This window comes from Shigella flexneri 2a str. 301 (assembly GCF_000006925.2).
In the GTDB taxonomy this organism is placed as follows: domain Bacteria; phylum Pseudomonadota; class Gammaproteobacteria; order Enterobacterales; family Enterobacteriaceae; genus ECMA0423.
In genome coordinates this window covers 3,959,658-3,977,585 of record NC_004337.2, presented here as the reverse complement: position 1 = coordinate 3,977,585, position 17,928 = coordinate 3,959,658, and the positions used below count along the sequence as shown (strand labels likewise).

The following is a 17,928-nucleotide window of genomic DNA, read 5'->3' as shown; positions in this document are numbered from 1 at the left end:
ATTTATTTGGTTAAATTGGGGCTGCCACCACGATTTCTACGCAGTCTGCGTTTTACGCGCTTAATAAAGCGAGCAACTTTCCAGGCACGCTTAATGCAATATCCATAGAGGAAGAATGCTAGCAAAAAGAGCACCAGCATGACCCACTCCGGGACAAAATGAGAATATTCTGCCAGCACGCCAATGGAAGCGAGCAGTGCTGCGGCAAGGGTAATCAGCACAAACGCCTGACGGGAAGTAAACCCGGCACGCATGATCAAATGGTGAATATGCTGACGGTCAGGAGAGAATGGGCTCATGCCTTTACGCAGGCGACGGTACATAATCGCCACCATATCCATTAGCGGAATGGCGATTATCCACAAAGCGGTAACCGGGCTGATGGGATGGGTTTTGCCCTGGGTCGTTTCGAGCAGGATCCAGATAACGGTAAAACCAATCAGCGTACTGCCCGCATCACCCATAAAGACTTTGTAGCGGCGACCCAGGATACCAAGGTTAAGCATGATGTATGGCAGGATGGCGGCGATCATCGCAAAGCACCAGATTGCGAGGCTGGTTTGCCCGTCGAACCACAAAATCATACCGATTGCTGCAAACGAGACGCAGGACAACCCGCCCAGCAAGCCATCAATGCCATCAACCATGTTGAACGCATTAATGGCCGCCCAGACGGCAAATAGCGTCAGGAAGTAACCAAACGGTCCGAGCACCATCTCCCAGGAGCCAAAGATATAACCCAGGCTACTGAGATAAAGTTTGCCGAACACCATCATAACAATGCCAACAGCGGCCTGTATGGTGGCACGGATTTTTACGCTGATATCAAAACGATCATCCAGCGCGCCAATGAAAACAAGCACACCGGCACAAGCGAGATAGAGAGATGCATGCGGAATATAGTAATCGACAATTCCGAACGTGAAGCAAATCCCTGCGTAAACCGAAATCCCCCCAACGAGAGGTATCAATCCCTGGTGACGTTTGCGGAAGTTTGGTTTATCCACTAAACCGACTTTTTTTGCCACCTTACGGGCAAAAAACAGAAACAGTGTCGTGAATAAAAAAATACTGATGAGATCAGTACTCACTGTCAGTAAATTCACAATGCATGCTCTCAGAGAAAATTATTAGCAGAAGTATAACCACGAAGACCTTTATTCAGAAGGGAAAGTCCGTTCCGAACCCACCAGCCCTGTGCAAAAATCAACCATTTGATATGCAAATTGCATAACATGCCAGCAAATTCCAGGAATTTTCCTAACATCGCCAGCGCGACATTAAGATTACAGATATAAAAGCAAAACGCCACGTAAACACGTGGCGTTTTTGGCATAAGACAAATTTATGAGCGTTTCATCATTTCGAAGAAATCGTCATTGGTCTTGGTCATGGCCAGTTTATTAATGAGGAATTCCATTGCATCGATTTCGCCCATCGGGTGAATGATTTTGCGCAGGATCCACATTTTCTGCAGTTCTTCCTGAGTCGTGAGCAGCTCTTCTTTACGGGTACCGGAACGGTTGTAGTCGATAGCCGGGAAGACGCGTTTTTCAGCGATCTTACGAGAGAGGTGCAGTTCCATGTTGCCTGTACCTTTAAACTCTTCGTAAATAACTTCGTCCATTTTAGAACCGGTATCGATAAGCGCCGTCGCGATAATGGTCAGGCTGCCGCCCTCTTCCACGTTACGCGCCGCACCAAAGAAGCGTTTCGGACGATGAAGGGCATTGGCGTCCACACCACCGGTCAACACTTTACCTGACGCCGGAACAACAGTGTTGTAAGCGCGCGCCAGACGAGTGATGGAGTCGAGCAGAATGATAACGTCTTTCTTGTGCTCAACCAGGCGTTTGGCCTTCTCGATCACCATTTCCGCAACCTGAACGTGGCGAGATGCGGGTTCGTCAAAGGTAGAAGCAACAACTTCACCTTTTACCAGACGCTGCATCTCGGTTACTTCTTCCGGACGTTCGTCGATCAGCAGAACCATCAGCACACAATCCGGGTGGTTGTAAGCAATGCTCTGAGCAATGTTCTGCAGCAGCATAGTTTTACCGGCTTTCGGCGGTGCCACAATCAGACCACGCTGACCACGACCGATAGGTGATGCCAGATCCAGTACGCGAGCAGTTAAATCTTCAGTAGAACCGTTACCACGTTCCATACGCAGACGAGAGTTTGCGTGCAGCGGGGTTAAGTTCTCAAAGAGGATTTTGTTGCGGGCGTTTTCAGGTTTGTCGAAGTTAACTTCGTTAACTTTCAGCAGCGCAAAATAGCGTTCACCTTCTTTCGGCGGGCGAATCTTACCAGAGATGGTATCACCAGTGCGGAGGTTGAAACGGCGGATTTGGCTAGGGGAAACGTAGATGTCATCAGGACCGGCGAGGTAGGAGCTGTCTGCGGAACGGAGGAAACCAAATCCATCCTGCAATATCTCCAGTACGCCATCACCAAAGATATCTTCGCCACTCTTTGCGTGCTGCTTCAGGATGGCAAAAATAATGTCCTGCTTACGCATGCGAGCCAGGTTTTCCAGCCCCATATTTTCGCCGAGAGTGATCAGCTCAGAAACCGGCGTATTCTTTAATTCGGTAAGATTCATAGTGGTGTGAGTTCTTAAACTTGGGGTAAATCTCGAACTTAATGTTGTGAATGGTATGGCAGGATCATCCATGCCTGTTTACGGTCATCGACTCATGTCTTTTCGCTGCCTGGTCACAGGAGAGTACGCAGAACTGAAACGACAAGACGGATTGAGTGACGAGCCAGAAATCTGTTCACTTCGCATTTAAGATAAAACGGGAAGCGTTGGAAATTACAAGATTCAAACTTAATAAGGTATGTTTAATACGAAGTCAACACTAAGTTAGCATGACTCACGCCGGGCGTCCAGTTTTTAGCGACGGGGCACCCGAACATGAAATTCCCTTACGCCAGGTTAGCGTCGAGGAACTCTTTCAACTGACCTTTAGACAGTGCGCCCACTTTGGTTGCCGCCACTTCACCGTTTTTGAACAGCAGCAGAGTCGGGATACCACGGATGCCATATTTCGGCGCAGTGCCAGGGTTTTGATCGATGTTCAGTTTTGCAACGGTCAGTTTGCCCTGATATTCGTCAGCGATTTCATCCAGAATCGGGGCGATCATTTTGCACGGACCGCACCACTCTGCCCAGAAATCGACGAGGATCGCCCCGTCCGCTTTGAGTACATCCGTGTCAAAACTGTCGTCAGTCAGGTGAATAATTTTATCGCTCATATATAACTCCACAGGAATAAGCCTGGCGTGTTGGTTTCGTTGTTGGTGTAACATTAACCAACTAAAGGTTGACTTTATTTCACCGGATACGCTTTCGTAAAGCAATAGTAAGCTGATATTCTACCACACTATGAGCAAAACACATTTAACAGAACAGAAGTTTTCCGACTTCGCCCTGCATCCGAAGGTTGTAGAAGCCCTTGAAAAAAAAGGGTTTCATAACTGTACGCCCATTCAGGCACTGGCCCTTCCGCTGACGCTGGCGGGTCGTGACGTAGCCGGGCAGGCGCAAACCGGTACCGGGAAAACGATGGCGTTTCTTACGTCAACGTTTCATTATCTTCTCTCTCATCCTGCGATTGCCGATCGCAAGGTGAATCAACCGCGTGCCTTAATTATGGCACCGACGCGTGAACTTGCCGTGCAGATCCACGCCGACGCGGAACCGCTGGCGGAAGCTACCGGCCTGAAGCTGGGCCTGGCTTACGGTGGTGATGGCTATGACAAACAGCTGAAAGTGCTGGAAAGCGGCGTTGACATTCTGATTGGCACCACGGGTCGTTTAATTGACTACGCCAAGCAGAACCACATTAACCTCGGTGCCATTCAGGTAGTGGTACTGGACGAAGCCGATCGCATGTACGATCTAGGCTTTATTAAAGATATCCGCTGGCTGTTCCGCCGTATGCCGCCTGCAAATCAGCGCCTCAACATGCTGTTCTCCGCCACGCTTTCGTACCGGGTACGTGAACTGGCGTTCGAGCAGATGAACAATGCCGAATATATTGAAGTGGAACCGGAACAGAAAACGGGCCACCGTATTAAAGAAGAGCTTTTCTACCCTTCTAACGAAGAAAAAATGCGTTTGCTGCAAACGCTGATCGAAGAAGAGTGGCCAGACAGAGCGATTATTTTCGCCAATACCAAACACCGTTGTGAAGAGATCTGGGGCCACCTGGCGGCAGATGGTCATCGTGTCGGTTTGTTGACAGGCGATGTCGCGCAGAAAAAACGTCTGCGTATTCTTGATGAATTTACCCGTGGCGATCTGGATATTCTGGTTGCCACCGACGTTGCCGCGCGTGGTTTGCATATTCCGGCAGTGACGCACGTCTTTAACTACGATTTACCCGATGACTGTGAAGATTACGTTCACCGTATTGGTCGTACAGGTCGCGCAGGCGCAAGCGGTCACTCTATCAGCCTGGCGTGTGAAGAGTATGCATTGAATTTGCCTGCTATTGAGACCTATATTGGTCACTCAATTCCGGTAAGCAAATACAATCCGGACGCATTGATGACCGATCTGCCAAAACCGCTGCGCCTCACGCGCCCGCGCACAGGCAATGGTCCGCGTCGTACTGGCGCTCCGCGTAATCGTCGTCGTTCAGGTTAAATAAAATGTCATACTCAAAATCATTCAAACTGTATCAAGATGGCAAGAGAATGAATCCCGATGAGCTTACTGTAGTAAGTGATTCGGGTGAAAGAATGCAGCCAACACAGAGACAGATTGAAGGATGAAGAGTATGGGTTCCACCTCGTCGCTGTATGCAGCCATTGATCTCGGTTCGAATAGTTTTCATATGCTGGTTGTGCGCGAGGTGGCTGGAAGCATCCAGACGCTGACGCGAATTAAACGCAAAGTGCGTCTGGCTGCTGGCCTGAATAGCGAAAATGACCTCTCTAATGAAGCAATGGAGCGCGGTTGGCAATGTCTGCGCCTGTTTGCTGAACGTCTGCAAGATATCCCTCCCTCGCAAATTCGCGTTGTCGCTACGGCGACATTACGACTTGCCGTCAATGCGGGTGATTTTATTGCCAAAGCGCAGGAAATCCTCGGTTGTCCGGTACAGGTGATCAGCGGTGAAGAGGAAGCGCGTCTGATTTATCAGGGCGTTGCTCACACCACTGGTGGTGCCGATCAGCGCCTGGTGGTGGATATAGGCGGTGCCAGTACTGAACTGGTAACCGGCACGGGTGCACAAACCACCTCGTTGTTCAGCCTGTCGATGGGCTGCGTCACCTGGCTGGAACGCTATTTTGCCGATCGTAATCTGGGGCAAGAAAATTTTGATGCTGCAGAAAAAGCGGCACGCGAAGTGTTACGTCCGGTTGCCGATGAATTACGGTATCACGGCTGGAAAGTGTGCGTTGGTGCTTCCGGCACCGTGCAGGCGTTACAGGAAATCATGATGGCACAGGGGATGGATGAACGCATTACCCTGGAAAAGTTGCAGCAATTGAAACAGCGAGCCATTCATTGCGGTCGGCTGGAGGAACTGGAGATTGACGGGCTGACGCTGGAACGTGCATTAGTGTTCCCGAGTGGTCTGGCGATCCTGATCGCCATTTTTACCGAACTGAATATTCAGTGTATGACCCTGGCGGGCGGTGCGCTGCGTGAAGGCCTGGTCTACGGCATGTTGCATCTGGCCGTCGAGCAGGATATTCGCAGCCGTACACTGCGTAATATTCAACGCCGCTTTATGATCGATATTGATCAGGCACAGCGCGTAGCCAAAGTTGCGGCTAACTTCTTCGATCAGGTGGAAAACGAATGGCATCTTGAAGCAATAAGCCGCGATTTGCTCATCAGCGCCTGTCAGCTTCATGAAATCGGCCTGAGCGTTGACTTCAAACAAGCTCCGCAACACGCTGCTTATCTGGTGCGTAACCTGGATCTTCCCGGTTTTACCCCCGCACAGAAGAAACTGCTGGCGACGCTACTGCTCAACCAGACTAACCCGGTCGATCTCTCATCGCTGCATCAGCAAAATGCCGTACCACCGCGCGTCGCAGAACAACTCTGCCGTTTACTCCGCCTGGCTATCATTTTTGCCAGCCGTCGCCGTGACGATCTCGTGCCAGAGATGACATTACAGGCTAACCATGAACTGTTGACCTTGACGCTTCCGCAAGGTTGGCTAACCCAACATCCGCTGGGTAAAGAGATTATTGCTCAGGAAAACCAGTGGCAGAGCTATGTCCACTGGCCGCTGGAAGTGCATTAATGAGTAAGTGCCGGATGCGATGCTGACGCATCTTCTCCGGCCTTGATTATTTCCCTCGTTTTGCCGCCATCATCGCTTTCAGATTCGCCAGATGGCTTTGCCCTTTCTGCATCCGTTCTTCGGCACTGACCACTTTGCGCTCCTGTTCCCAAATCAGATCATCCTGCGGCAGCTCCAGCAAAAAGCGGCTCGGCTCCGGGCGCACCAGTTCGCCGTACTGACGGCGTTCTTTACACAGCGTAAAGGTCAATTCCTTCTGGGCGCGGGTAATGCCGACATAGGCCAGCCGCCGCTCCTCATCGATATTATCTTCATCGATACTGCTCTGGTGCGGCAAAAACCCTTCTTCCATACCGACCATGTAGACATAAGGAAACTCCAGCCCTTTTGACGCGTGGAGAGTCATCAGTTGCACCTGATCCAGCTCTTCTTCACTCTCACCACGCTCCATCATGTCGCGTAAAGTAAAGCGCGTCACCACCTGGGTGAGCGTCATCGGCTCATCCAGTTCGCTGCCTTCCAGCATCTCCGTCATCCAGCTAAACAGTTGGTTGACGTTCTTCATGCGCATTTCGGCAGCTTTCGTGCTGGGCGATGTTTCGTACAGCCAGGATTCATAATCCATGCCGTGGATCAGATCGCGCACCGCGGCAATCGGCTCCCGCTCCGCCAGACGCTGGATTTCTGCCAACCAGTGAGTGAAGCGGGTCAATGCTTCATAACCACGTCCGCTAAGCGTCTGACTCAGGCCCATATCAAAGCTGGCGGTAAACATGCTTTTATTGCGCGTCATCGCCCACTCACCCAGCTTTTTCAGCGTCGCCGGGCCAATCTCTCGCTTCGGCGTGTTAACGATACGCAGAAATGCGCTGTCATCGTCCGGGTTAGTCAGCACGCGCAGATAAGCCAGCAAGTCCTTGATTTCAGGACGAGAGAAAAACGACGTACCACCAGAAATTTTGTACGGGATGCGGTTTTGCATCAGGAATTTTTCAAACACCCGCGACTGATAGTTACCGCGATAAAGAATAGCGTAATCTTTGTACTGCGTTTTATTGACGAAGTGATGCGCAATCAGTTCACCAGTGACGCGCTCGGCTTCATGTTCTTCGTTATTCGCGCTTAAAACTTTTAGCTCTGTGCCGTAACCCAGTTCGGAGAACAGACGCTTTTCAAAGACGTGCGGGTTATTGGCGATCAGGATGTTCGCCGCTTTCAAAATACGTCCGGAAGAGCGGTAGTTCTGCTCAAGCTTAATCACCTTCAGCGCCGGAAAATCCTGGCTCAGCAGCACCAGGTTTTGCGGACGTGCGCCGCGCCAGGAGTAGATCGACTGGTCATCGTCACCCACCACGGTAAAGCGCGCGCGGCTGCCCACCAGCAGTTTCACCAGTTCATACTGGCTGGTGTTGGTGTCCTGATATTCGTCCACCAGCAGGTAGCGAATTTTGTTCTGCCAGCGCTCGCGGACTTCTTCATTGCGTTGCAGAAGTAGCGTCGGCAATAAAATCAGATCATCGAAGTCGAGCACATTACAGGCTTTCAGGTGTGCATCATACAGCCCATAACAATGGGCAAAAATACGGTCCCGCTCGCCAATCGCACTGGCTGCCGCCTGGGACGGTGTTTTGAGATCGTTCTTCCAGTTAGAGATGGTCGAAATCAACTGTTGCAGGAGAACTTTGTCATCTTCAATCAGCCCTTCGGTCAACTCTTTGAGCAACGCCAGCTGATCGGTATCGTCAAACAGCGAAAAGTTCGCCTTCATCCCCAGCGCCGCATACTCACGCTTGATGATATCCAGCCCCAGCGTGTGGAAGGTTGAGATCATCAGCCCATGCGCCTCTTTGCGACCCAGCGTCTGTCCGACACGCTCTTTCATCTCGCGCGCCGCCTTATTGGTAAAGGTCACCGCCGCGATATGTCGCGCCTGATAACCGCACCCGCGGATCAGATGGGCGATTTTATTGGTGATAACACGAGTTTTACCGGAACCCGCACCCGCCAGCACCAGGCAGGGGCCGGTAACGAATTCGACAGCTTGTTGTTGGCCGGGGTTTAGACGCATAGGAAAATCGCTCAATGAAAGTCGGGAGGGGAAAATAACAGCGTGGTAGTATAGCCAGCCTCATCCTTACCACTCAAGGCACGATCATGGCAAAAACAGCAGCAGCACTGCATATCCTTGTAAAAGAAGAGAAACTGGCTCTGGATCTTCTCGTGCAGATTAAGAACGGTGCCGATTTCGGCAAGCTGGCGAAGAAACACTCCATTTGCCCATCAGGCAAACGCGGCGGTGATTTAGGTGAATTCCGCCAGGGTCAGATGGTTCCGGCGTTCGATAAAGTTGTGTTCTCTTGTCCGGTACTGGAGCCAACCGGCCCGCTGCACACCCAGTTCGGTTACCACATCATTAAGGTGCTGTACCGTAACTAATAGCAAGGCCTTCTCCGGGAGAAGGCCTTGAACTCTGAATCGCTATTAACCCGCAACAGCAATACGTTTCATATCCGTCATATAGCCGCGCAGTTTCTTACCTACTTGCTCAATCGCATGGCTGCGAATCGCTTCATTTACATCACGCAGCTGCGCGTTATCTACCGCACCTTCCGGAATAGCTTTACCCAAATCGCCCGGTTGCAGTTCTGCCATAAACGGTTTCAGCAGCGGCACACAAGCGTAAGAGAACAGATAGTTACCGTACTCGGCAGTATCAGAGATAACCACGTTCATTTCATACAGACGCTTACGGACGATGGTGTTGGCAATCAGCGGCAGTTCGTGCAGTGATTCATAGTAAGCAGATTCTTCGATGATGCCGGAATCAACCATGGTTTCGAACGCCAGTTCAACGCCCGCTTTCACCATCGCGATCATCAGTACGCCTTTATCGAAGTACTCCTGCTCGCCGATTTTGCCTTCATACTGCGGCGCGGTTTCGAAGGCGGTTTTGCCGGTCTCTTCACGCCAGGTCAGCAGTTTCTTATCATCGTTGGCCCAGTCCGCCATCATACCGGAGGAGAATTCGCCGGAGATGATGTCGTCCATATGTTTCTGGAACAGCGGTGCCATGATCTCTTTCAGCTGTTCAGACAACGCGTAAGCACGCAGTTTCGCCGGGTTAGAGAGACGGTCCATCATCAGTGTGATACCGCCCTGCTTCAGCGCTTCGGTGATGGTTTCCCAACCGAACTGAATTAGTTTTTCTGCGTATGCCGGATCGGTGCCCTCTTCCACCAGCTTGTCGAAGCACAGCAGCGAGCCAGCCTGCAACATACCGCACAGGATGGTTTGCTCACCCATCAGGTCAGATTTCACTTCCGCAACGAAGGACGATTCCAGCACGCCCGCACGGTGACCACCGGTTGCTGCCGCCCATGCTTTAGCGATCGCCATGCCTTCGCCTTTCGGATCGTTTTCCGGGTGAACGGCAATCAGCGTCGGTACGCCGAATCCACGTTTGTACTCTTCACGCACTTCGGTGCCAGGGCATTTCGGCGCAACCATGACTACGGTGATGTCTTTACGGATCTGCTCGCCCACTTCGACGATGTTGAAACCGTGCGAGTAACCCAGCGCCGCGCCGTCTTTCATCAGTGGCTGTACGGTGCGCACTACATCAGAGTGCTGCTTGTCCGGCGTCAGGTTAACCACCAGATCCGCCTGTGGGATCAGTTCTTCGTAAGTACCCACTTTAAAACCATTTTCGGTCGCTTTACGCCAGGACGCGCGCTTCTCGGCAATCGCTTCTTTACGCAGAGCGTAGGAGATATCGAGACCAGAATCACGCATGTTCAGACCCTGGTTCAGACCTTGTGCGCCACAGCCGACGATGACTACTTTTTTACCCTGAAGGTAGCTCGCGCCATCGGCGAATTCATCGCGCCCCATAAAGCGACATTTGCCCAGCTGTGCCAGCTGCTGACGCAGATTCAGTGTATTGAAGTAGTTAGCCATGGTGATTCCTCGTGATGTTGTGCTTCTTATTGTTCGGTTCGCGTTTGCGAGATTGAATTCACTATATGACAGGAAATTTATTGCGGAAATTGATATATTCACAACGTCACATTGCAATTTCTGCAACGTCAACATTGAGGGCTGCGCCATTGGATTTACGCGATCTGAAAACCTTCCTGCATCTGGCGGAAAGCCGCCATTTTGGCCGCAGCGCGCGGGCGATGCACGTTAGCCCGTCCACGCTCTCACGGCAGATTCAGCGCCTGGAAGAAGATCTCGGCCAGCCGCTGTTTGTGCGCGATAACCGCACGGTGACGCTGACTGAAGCGGGCGAAGAACTGCGCGTTTTCGCCCAGCAAACGCTGTTGCAGTATCAGCAGCTGCGCCACACCATCGACCAGCAAGGGCCGTTGCTCTATGGCGAATTACATATCTTCTGCTCGGTGACCGCCGCTTACAGCCATCTGCCGCCGATTCTGGATCGCTTCCGCGCGGAACACCCGTCGGTGGAGATCAAACTCACTACCGGTGATGCGGCAGATGCAATGGAAAAAGTCGTCACAGGTGAAGCTGATCTGGCGATTGCCGGGAAGCCAGAGACTCTGCCCGGCGCGGTGGCGTTTTCGATGTTGGAGAATCTGGCAGTGGTGTTGATTGCACCCGCATTGCCCTGCCCGGTGCGTAATCAGGTTTCTGTCGAAAAGCCGGACTGGTCAACGGTACCGTTTATCATGGCCGATCAGGGGCCGGTGCGCCGCCGCATTGAGTTGTGGTTCCGACGCAATAAAATCAGTAACCCGATGATTTACGCCACGGTTGGCGGGCATGAAGCGATGGTATCGATGGTGGCGCTCGGCTGTGGCGTGGCATTGTTGCCGGAAGTGGTGCTGGAAAACAGCCCCGAACCGGTGCGTAACCGCGTGATGATTTTAGAGCGCAGCGATGAGAAAACGCCGTTTGAGCTGGGCGTGTGTGCGCAGAAAAAGCGGCTACATGAGCCGCTAATTGAGGCATTCTGGAAGATTTTGCCGAACCATTAACCCGCCAAAAAGAACCTGAACGCCGGGTTATTGGTTTCGTCGTGGCAATCGTAGCCCAGCTCATTCAGCCGGGTTTCGAAATCCGGTTCATGGTCGCCAAGTTCGAACGCCGCCAGTACGCGCCCGTAGTCGGTGCCATGGCTGCGATAGTGGAACAAAGAAATGTTCCAGTGCGTACCCAGCGTGTTGAGGAAGCGCAGCAGCGCGCCCGGTGATTCCGGGAATTCGAAGCTGTAGAGGCGTTCCTGCAACGGATGTGACGGACGCCCGCCGACCATATAGCGCACATGCAACTTCGCCATTTCGTCGTCGGAGAGATCCACCACGCTGTAGCCGCCGTCGTTGAGCATCTGCAAAATTTCTTTGCGCTCTTCGAGGCCGCGGCTCAGGCGCACGCCGACAAAGATGCAGGCGTTTTTGGCATCGGCAAAACGGTAGTTGAACTCGGTGACCGATCGCCCGCCAAGCAGTTGGCAGAATTTGAGGAAGCTGCCTTTTTCTTCCGGAATGGTCACCGCCAACAACGCTTCACGCTGTTCGCCCAGTTCGCAGCGTTCCGAGACGTAGCGCAGGCCGTGGAAGTTCACGTTGGCACCGGAAAGAATATGCGCCAGCCGTTCGCCGCGAATGTTGTGCTGGGCGATATATTTTTTCATTCCCGCCAGCGCCAGCGCGCCAGAGGGTTCCGCCACCGCACGCACATCTTCGAATAAATCCTTCATCGCCGCACAGATCGCATCGCTATCGACGGTGATGATGTCGTCGAGATACTCCTGGCATAAACGGAAGGTTTCGTCACCGATGCGTTTTACCGCGACACCTTCGGCGAACAGTCCCACGCGTGGCAGATCAACCGGATGACCCGCATCCAGCGCTGCTTTCAGGCAGGCGGAGTCTTCCGCTTCTACGGCGATCACTTTGATTTGCGGCATCAGTTGTTTGATCAGCACCGCTACGCCCGCCGCCAGACCGCCGCCGCCGACTGGCACAAATACGCGGTCGAGATGGGCGTCCTGCTGGAGCAGTTCCAGCGCCAGCGTGCCTTGCCCGGCAATCACCATCGGATGGTCGAACGGCGGCACCCAGGTGAACCCCTGCTGCTGTGACAGTTCGATCGCTTTAGCTTTCGCTTCGTCAAAGTTCGCGCCATGAAGCAGCACTTCGCCGCCGAATCCACGTACCGCATCGACTTTGATGTCGGCGGTGGCGGTTGGCATAACGATCAGGGCCTTCACGCCTAACCGCGCAGAAGAAAACGCGACGCCCTGCGCGTGGTTACCCGCAGAAGCAGTGATCACGCCGTGCGCTTTTTGTTCTTCCGTCAGGCCCGCCATCATGGCGTATGCGCCGCGCAGCTTAAAGCTGTGCACTGGCTGGCGATCTTCGCGCTTCACCAGAATGACGTTATCAAGACGCGACGACAGTTTTTCCATTTTTTGTAGCGGCGTAACCTGCGCCGCCTCGTAAACCGGCGCGCGCAGCACTGCTCTTAAATATTCGGCACCTTCCGGAGCACCGGACAGGGGTTGCGAGTCAGCCATTATTAACCCCCCAGTTTCGATTTATCGCGCACCGCACCTTTGTCGGCGCTGGTTGCCAGGCTGGCGTAGGCGCACAGGGCAAAGGAAACCTGACGTTCACGGTTTTTCGGCGTCCAGGCTTTGTCACCCCGAGCTTCCTGCGCTTCACGACGCGCCGCCAGTTCGGCATCGCTTACCTGTAACTGAATGCCACGGTTCGGGATGTCGATAGCGATCAGGTCACCATCTTCAATCAGACCAATGCTGCCGCCGCTTGCCGCTTCCGGTGAGACGTGGCCGATGGAAAGACCAGAGGTGCCGCCAGAGAAACGACCGTCGGTGATCAGCGCACAGGCTTTACCGAGACCCATTGATTTCAGGAAGCTGGTTGGGTAGAGCATTTCCTGCATGCCAGGGCCGCCTTTCGGGCCTTCATAGCGGATCACCACCACATCGCCCGCGACAACTTTGCCACCGAGGATCGCTTCTACCGCGTCGTCCTGGCTTTCGTACACTTTCGCCGGGCCGGTGAATTTGAGGATGCTGTCATCGACGCCCGCGGTTTTCACGATGCAGCCGTTTTCAGCAAAATTACCGTAGAGCACCGCCAGGCCGCCGTCTTTGCTGTAGGCGTGTTCCAGCGAGCGGATACAGCCGTTTGCGCGATCGTCATCGAGAGAATCCCAACGGCAATCCTGCGAGAATGCCTGTGTAGTACGAATGCCCGCAGGGCCTGCGCGGAACATATTTTTTACCGCGTCATCCTGGGTCAGCATAACGTCGTATTGTTCCAGAGTTTGCGGCAACGTCAGGCCAAGTACGTTTTTCACATCACGGTTCAGTAACCCCGCGCGATCCAGTTCACCGAGAATACCGATAACACCACCAGCACGGTGAACATCTTCCATATGGTATTTTTGGGTGCTCGGCGCAACTTTGCATAACTGCGGGACTTTACGCGAAAGTTTGTCGATATCACTCATGGTGAAGTCGATTTCCGCTTCCTGCGCCGCCGCCAGCAGGTGAAGTACCGTGTTGGTAGAGCCGCCCATCGCGATATCCAGCGTCATGGCATTTTCAAACGCCGCTTTGCTAGCAATATTGCGCGGCAGTGCACTTTCGTCGTTTTGCTCGTAGTAACGTTTGGTCAATTCAACAATGCGTTTACCGGCATTGAGGAACAACTGCTTACGGTCCGCGTGGGTTGCCAGCAGCGAGCCGTTGCCCGGCTGCGACAGGCCCAGCGCTTCGGTCAGGCAGTTCATTGAGTTAGCGGTAAACATCCCGGAGCAGGAGCCGCAGGTCGGACACGCGGAACGTTCAACCTGATCGCTCTGGGAGTCAGAAACTTTCGGGTCTGCGCCCTGGATCATCGCATCAACCAGATCGAGTTTGATTATCTGATCGGACAGTTTGGTTTTCCCGGCCTCCATCGGGCCGCCGGAAACAAAGATCACCGGAATATTCAGGCGCAGGGAAGCCATCAGCATCCCCGGGGTGATTTTGTCGCAGTTAGAGATGCAGACCATGGCGTCGGCGCAGTGGGCGTTGACCATATACTCAACGGAATCAGCGATCAGTTCGCGAGATGGAAGTGAATAAAGCATCCCCCCGTGGCCCATGGCAATCCCATCATCCACCGCAATGGTGTTGAACTCTTTGGCAACGCCGCCAGCCGCTTCAATTTGTTCGGCGACCAGTTTACCGAGATCGCGCAGATGGACGTGACCCGGTACAAATTGGGTGAACGAGTTCACAACCGCGATAATCGGCTTGCCAAAATCGGCGTCGGTCATTCCGGTGGCGCGCCACAGCGCACGAGCACCCGCCATATTACGACCATGAGTGGTGGTGGCGGAACGGTACTTAGGCATACTTTATTTACTCCCAGTGTCTGTCTCGTAAATGGGACGGTGCGTGCCGTCCCATTTTTTGTATTTATTGATTAACTTGATCTAACCAGCCCCATTTATCTTCGGTTTCGCCAGTGAAGAGGCCGAAGAAGGCTTGCTGAATGCGTTTGGTAACCGGGCCACAACGGCCTTCGCCAATCTGAATACCGTCTACGCTGCGCACTGGCGTGATTTCTGCCGCCGTACCGGACATAAAGACTTCATCCGCCAAGTACAGGGATTCGCGCGACAGCACCTGCTCACGCACTTCAATTCCCAGCTCTTTCGCCAGTTTGATGATGGCATCACGGGTAATACCCGGCAGCGCGGAGGAGGTGAACGGTGGGGTGAACAGCACACCATCTTTCACTTCAAACAGGTTTTCGCCTGCGCCTTCAGAGATATAACCGTTCACATCCAGCGCGATACCTTCCTGATAACCGTGGCGGCGCGCTTCGCTACCCACCAGCAGGGAAGAGAGATAGTTACCACCGGCTTTTGCCGCAGTTGGGATGGTGTTTGGTGCTGCGCGGTTCCAGGAGGAAACCATCGCATCGATCCCCTGCTCCAGCGCTTCTGCGCCCAGATACGCTCCCCACGGGAAAGCGGCGATAATCACATCGGTTGAGTATCCCGCTGGCGGGTTTACTCCCATGCCAACATCACCGACGAAGATCAGCGGACGGATATAGGCGCTGGTGAGATTGTTTTTGCGGATCACGTCACGACAAGCTTCCATCAGCTCATCAATGCTCTGTGAAACCGGGAAGCGATAGATTTTGGCGGAGTCATGCAGACGCTGCATATGCTCACGATGGCGGAATACAACCGGTCCTTTGTGTGAGTCGTAGCAACGGATGCCTTCAAAAACCGAGGTGCCATAGTGCAGCGCGTGCGACATCACATGCACCTTCGCGTCTTCCCAGCGAACCATCTCCCCATTGAACCAAATGTAATCAGCTTTCTTCGTGGTCATTTTTATATTCCTTTTGCGCTCAGGCGCGGATTTGTTGTGATGTGGTTGTGCTCTGGCAGATGGCAACGTGTGCGACGTCCACCAGTTTATTTAACTGACTAAACAGTAAGTCGACCGACCGTGGGCTGGCAACGGTCAATTCGATATTTATATTTTGTGCATCGCTGGCGGCAGCCATATTCATTGAGCAGACGTGGAAACCACGATGACGCACCACGCGTAAAACACGTTCTAAGGTTTCCGGATTGAAGCGAGCCGATACATTGACCTGATGTTGCATCATGATAATTTCTCCAACATTTCTGAATTACTGGCACCTGGCGGCACCAGCGGCCAGACGTTCTCAAGTTCGTCGATTGAGACATGAAGCAGGTATGGCCCATCACTGTTCAGCATGGTGTCGAGTGCCGCTTCAACCTGGTCTTTACGGGTGATGTGTTGGCCAGGGATGCCGAAGGCGCTGGCTAACATGAGGAAATCGGGGTTATCGGTAAGGGTGGTTTCGCTGTATCGTTCCTGAAAAAACAGTTGCTGCCATTGTCGAACCATCCCTAACCGTTGGTTATCGAGTAAGACGATTTTCAACGGTAACTGCTTGCGTTTTACGGTGCCCAGCTCTTGCACATTCATCATGAAAGAGCCGTCACCGGAGATACAGACAACGGTATCGTTCGGTCGCGCGACTTGTGCGCCAACTGCCGCCGGTAAACCAAAACCCATGGTACCTAAGCCGCTGGAGGTGATGAAATTTTCCGGGCGAGTGTGGGCGATGTGCTGCGCAGCCCACATCTGGTGCTGCCCCACATCTGTGGTCACGACGCAATCCGCAGGTTTACGATCCGACAGTTGTTTTAACAACAACGGAGCGTAGATAGCGTCACCGGGATGGTCGTAACGCCAGGAATGTTCATCACGCAGCTGCGCGCAGTGTTGCTGCCAGTCATTGATATTTAACGGCTGCTGTAATGCTGGTAACAGAGCATTTAAATCACCTTGTAATGCCACATGTGCCTGACGCAGCTTGTTCATTTCTGCCGGGTCGATATCCATATGGATAACACTGGCGTGTGGTGCGAAGGTGTTCAGTTTGCCGGTCACCCGGTCATCAAAACGTGCACCCACGGCGATCAGCAGGTCACACTCCTGCACCGCGAAGTTTGCCGCTTTGGTTCCGTGCATCCCCAGCATGCCCAGATAGTACGGATAATCTGCTTCTACTGCGCCCAGCCCTTTCAGCGTACAGGTGGCAGGCATTTTTGTGGCAGCGAGAAATTCACGCAAAGCCGGAACTGCCTGCGCCATCCCCACGCCACCGCCAACGTACAGCATCGGTTTTTGCGCTTTTGCCAGCATCTGGCGCGCTTGCTCGACTTCGGCATGTGGGAAAGTCACTTCGTTTTCAACGGTGGTGAACCACGGTTCCAGATCGCCGCTGGCTAACTGGATATCTTTTGGGATATCGACCAGAACCGGACCAGGACGACCTGAGCTGGCAACGTCGAATGCTTCAGCCATGATGCGCGGCAACTCTTCCAGAGACTGCACCAGAAAGCTGTGCTTGGTACAGGCTAACGACAATCCCAGGACATCCACTTCCTGAAATGCGTCGGTGCCGATAAACGGTGCGGACACCTGACCAGTGATGGCAACGACAGGGATGGAATCTAACAGTGCGTCCGCAAGCCCGGTTATCAGGTTGGTTGCGCCCGGACCAGACGTGGCGATACATACGCCAGTTTTACCGGTAGCACGGGCATAACCGATAGCCGCCATTGCCGCACCCTGCTCATGTCGGCACAGCAAGTGCTCCACGCCGCCGTCATACAATGCATCGTAAACCGGCATAATTGCGCCACCCGGATAACCGAAAACGGTGTTCACACCCTGTGCCCGCAACGCATGTACCACCCACTGTGCGCCATTCATAGTTAGTTCCCCGTCCTGAATCTTGAGAAACAGAATTTTGTGCTGTTATTCATTGTCTGCTCCTCGGTTATGTTTTTAAGGTCAAAAAAACCCCCGGACCTTTCGGTGCGGGGGTCTTAGTTCGTTAAGGCTTGATCTCTAAGCCTTTCCTCGTCCAAGTGCAGCCCCGCACGGTGGGATAATAATCACCACCACGCTAATCACGACCAGGCTAATCACTCGTAGAAGGGCTGTCATTTTGTCTTTTCTTGCATCTTGTTCGAAGGAATGCCTAAAGAGTTACCATAGATTTTGCGAATAGCACAAGATATTTTTGGGCCTATTTTTATGATGGCTTTAATA

17 protein-coding genes are annotated in these 17,928 nt (G+C 53.0%); 4 read left to right on the top strand and 13 right to left on the bottom strand.

Features of this window, described 5'->3' with window-relative positions; translation table 11 throughout:
- Positions 1–2: 2 nt before the first annotated feature.
- The 5 genes from rfe to trxA all read right to left on the bottom strand — a co-directional run bounded on the left by rfe (position 3) and on the right by trxA (position 3,315).
- Complete coding sequence (gene rfe, locus SF3858; RefSeq protein NP_709588.1) at positions 3–1,106, bottom strand: undecaprenyl-phosphate alpha-N-acetylglucosaminyl 1-phosphate transferase; 1,104 nt, start codon at positions 1,104–1,106, stop codon at positions 3–5.
- 11 nt (positions 1,107–1,117) lie between these two features.
- Entirely contained in the window at positions 1,118–1,336 is a 219-nt protein-coding gene (locus tag SF3857; protein NP_709587.1) for a hypothetical protein, read from the bottom strand.
- Positions 1,337–1,345: 9 nt separating this feature from the next.
- Positions 1,346–2,605 (bottom strand): transcription termination factor Rho, encoded by a 1,260-nt coding sequence (gene rho / locus SF3856; RefSeq protein ID NP_709586.2) that lies wholly within the window; start codon positions 2,603–2,605, stop codon positions 1,346–1,348.
- A gap of 84 nt (positions 2,606–2,689) precedes the next feature.
- Positions 2,690–2,791, bottom strand: coding sequence for a rho operon leader peptide (rhoL, locus tag SF3855; RefSeq protein ID NP_709585.1), 102 nt, complete (start codon positions 2,789–2,791; stop codon positions 2,690–2,692).
- 140 nt (positions 2,792–2,931) lie between these two features.
- The gene (gene trxA, locus SF3854) at positions 2,932–3,315 is read right to left on the bottom strand and encodes a thioredoxin (protein ID NP_709584.2); all 384 of its coding nucleotides are present in this window, start codon (positions 3,313–3,315) and stop codon (positions 2,932–2,934) included.
- 76 nt (positions 3,316–3,391) lie between these two features.
- Here trxA and rhlB point away from each other — a divergent pair, with 76 nt between their 5' ends.
- Both rhlB and gppA read left to right on the top strand, forming a co-directional pair.
- The gene (gene rhlB, locus SF3853) at positions 3,392–4,657 is read left to right on the top strand and encodes an ATP-dependent RNA helicase RhlB (RefSeq protein NP_709583.1); all 1,266 of its coding nucleotides are present in this window, start codon (positions 3,392–3,394) and stop codon (positions 4,655–4,657) included.
- A 133-nt stretch (positions 4,658–4,790) separates the two neighbouring features.
- A complete protein-coding gene (gene gppA, locus SF3852) occupies positions 4,791–6,275 on the top strand; it encodes a guanosine pentaphosphate phosphohydrolase (protein ID NP_709582.2) in 1,485 nt (494 codons plus the stop codon).
- A 46-nt stretch (positions 6,276–6,321) separates the two neighbouring features.
- On the opposite strand, the gene rep is transcribed toward gppA, so the two are convergent.
- Positions 6,322–8,343 (bottom strand): ATP-dependent DNA helicase Rep, encoded by a 2,022-nt coding sequence (gene rep / locus SF3851; RefSeq protein NP_709581.2) that lies wholly within the window; start codon positions 8,341–8,343, stop codon positions 6,322–6,324.
- 86 nt (positions 8,344–8,429) lie between these two features.
- Here rep and ppiC point away from each other — a divergent pair, with 86 nt between their 5' ends.
- Positions 8,430–8,711, top strand: coding sequence for a peptidyl-prolyl cis-trans isomerase C (gene ppiC / locus SF3850; protein ID NP_709580.1), 282 nt, complete (start codon positions 8,430–8,432; stop codon positions 8,709–8,711).
- A gap of 45 nt (positions 8,712–8,756) precedes the next feature.
- Here the strand turns inward: ppiC and ilvC are convergent, their stop codons facing one another.
- Complete coding sequence (gene ilvC, locus SF3848; protein NP_709579.2) at positions 8,757–10,232, bottom strand: ketol-acid reductoisomerase; 1,476 nt, start codon at positions 10,230–10,232, stop codon at positions 8,757–8,759.
- 149 nt (positions 10,233–10,381) lie between these two features.
- Here ilvC and ilvY point away from each other — a divergent pair, with 149 nt between their 5' ends.
- Positions 10,382–11,272 (top strand): DNA-binding transcriptional regulator IlvY, encoded by an 891-nt coding sequence (gene ilvY / locus SF3849; protein ID NP_709578.2) that lies wholly within the window; start codon positions 10,382–10,384, stop codon positions 11,270–11,272.
- On the opposite strand, the gene ilvA is transcribed toward ilvY, so the two are convergent.
- From ilvA to ilvL, 6 genes are all read right to left on the bottom strand, one after another.
- The gene (gene ilvA / locus SF3847) at positions 11,269–12,813 is read right to left on the bottom strand and encodes a threonine dehydratase (RefSeq protein NP_709577.1); all 1,545 of its coding nucleotides are present in this window, start codon (positions 12,811–12,813) and stop codon (positions 11,269–11,271) included. The two genes, ilvY and ilvA, sit on opposite strands and share 4 nt — an antisense overlap.
- Before the next feature lie 2 nt (positions 12,814–12,815).
- The gene (ilvD, locus tag SF3846) at positions 12,816–14,666 is read right to left on the bottom strand and encodes a dihydroxy-acid dehydratase (RefSeq protein ID NP_709576.1); all 1,851 of its coding nucleotides are present in this window, start codon (positions 14,664–14,666) and stop codon (positions 12,816–12,818) included.
- Positions 14,667–14,730: 64 nt separating this feature from the next.
- The gene (ilvE, locus tag SF3845) at positions 14,731–15,660 is read right to left on the bottom strand and encodes a branched-chain amino acid aminotransferase (RefSeq protein ID NP_709575.1); all 930 of its coding nucleotides are present in this window, start codon (positions 15,658–15,660) and stop codon (positions 14,731–14,733) included.
- A 19-nt stretch (positions 15,661–15,679) separates the two neighbouring features.
- Positions 15,680–15,940 (bottom strand): acetolactate synthase 2 regulatory subunit, encoded by a 261-nt coding sequence (ilvM, locus tag SF3844; RefSeq protein NP_709574.2) that lies wholly within the window; start codon positions 15,938–15,940, stop codon positions 15,680–15,682.
- Positions 15,940–17,586: an acetolactate synthase 2 catalytic subunit gene (ilvG, locus tag SF3843; protein NP_709573.1), complete on the bottom strand. Its 1,647-nt coding sequence runs from the start codon at positions 17,584–17,586 to the stop codon at positions 15,940–15,942. The genes ilvM and ilvG overlap by 1 nt, the downstream gene beginning before the upstream one ends.
- Positions 17,587–17,724: 138 nt before the next feature.
- Positions 17,725–17,823: an ilvG operon leader peptide gene (gene ilvL / locus SF3842; protein NP_709572.1), complete on the bottom strand. Its 99-nt coding sequence runs from the start codon at positions 17,821–17,823 to the stop codon at positions 17,725–17,727.
- Between the last annotated feature and the right edge of the window lie 105 nt (positions 17,824–17,928).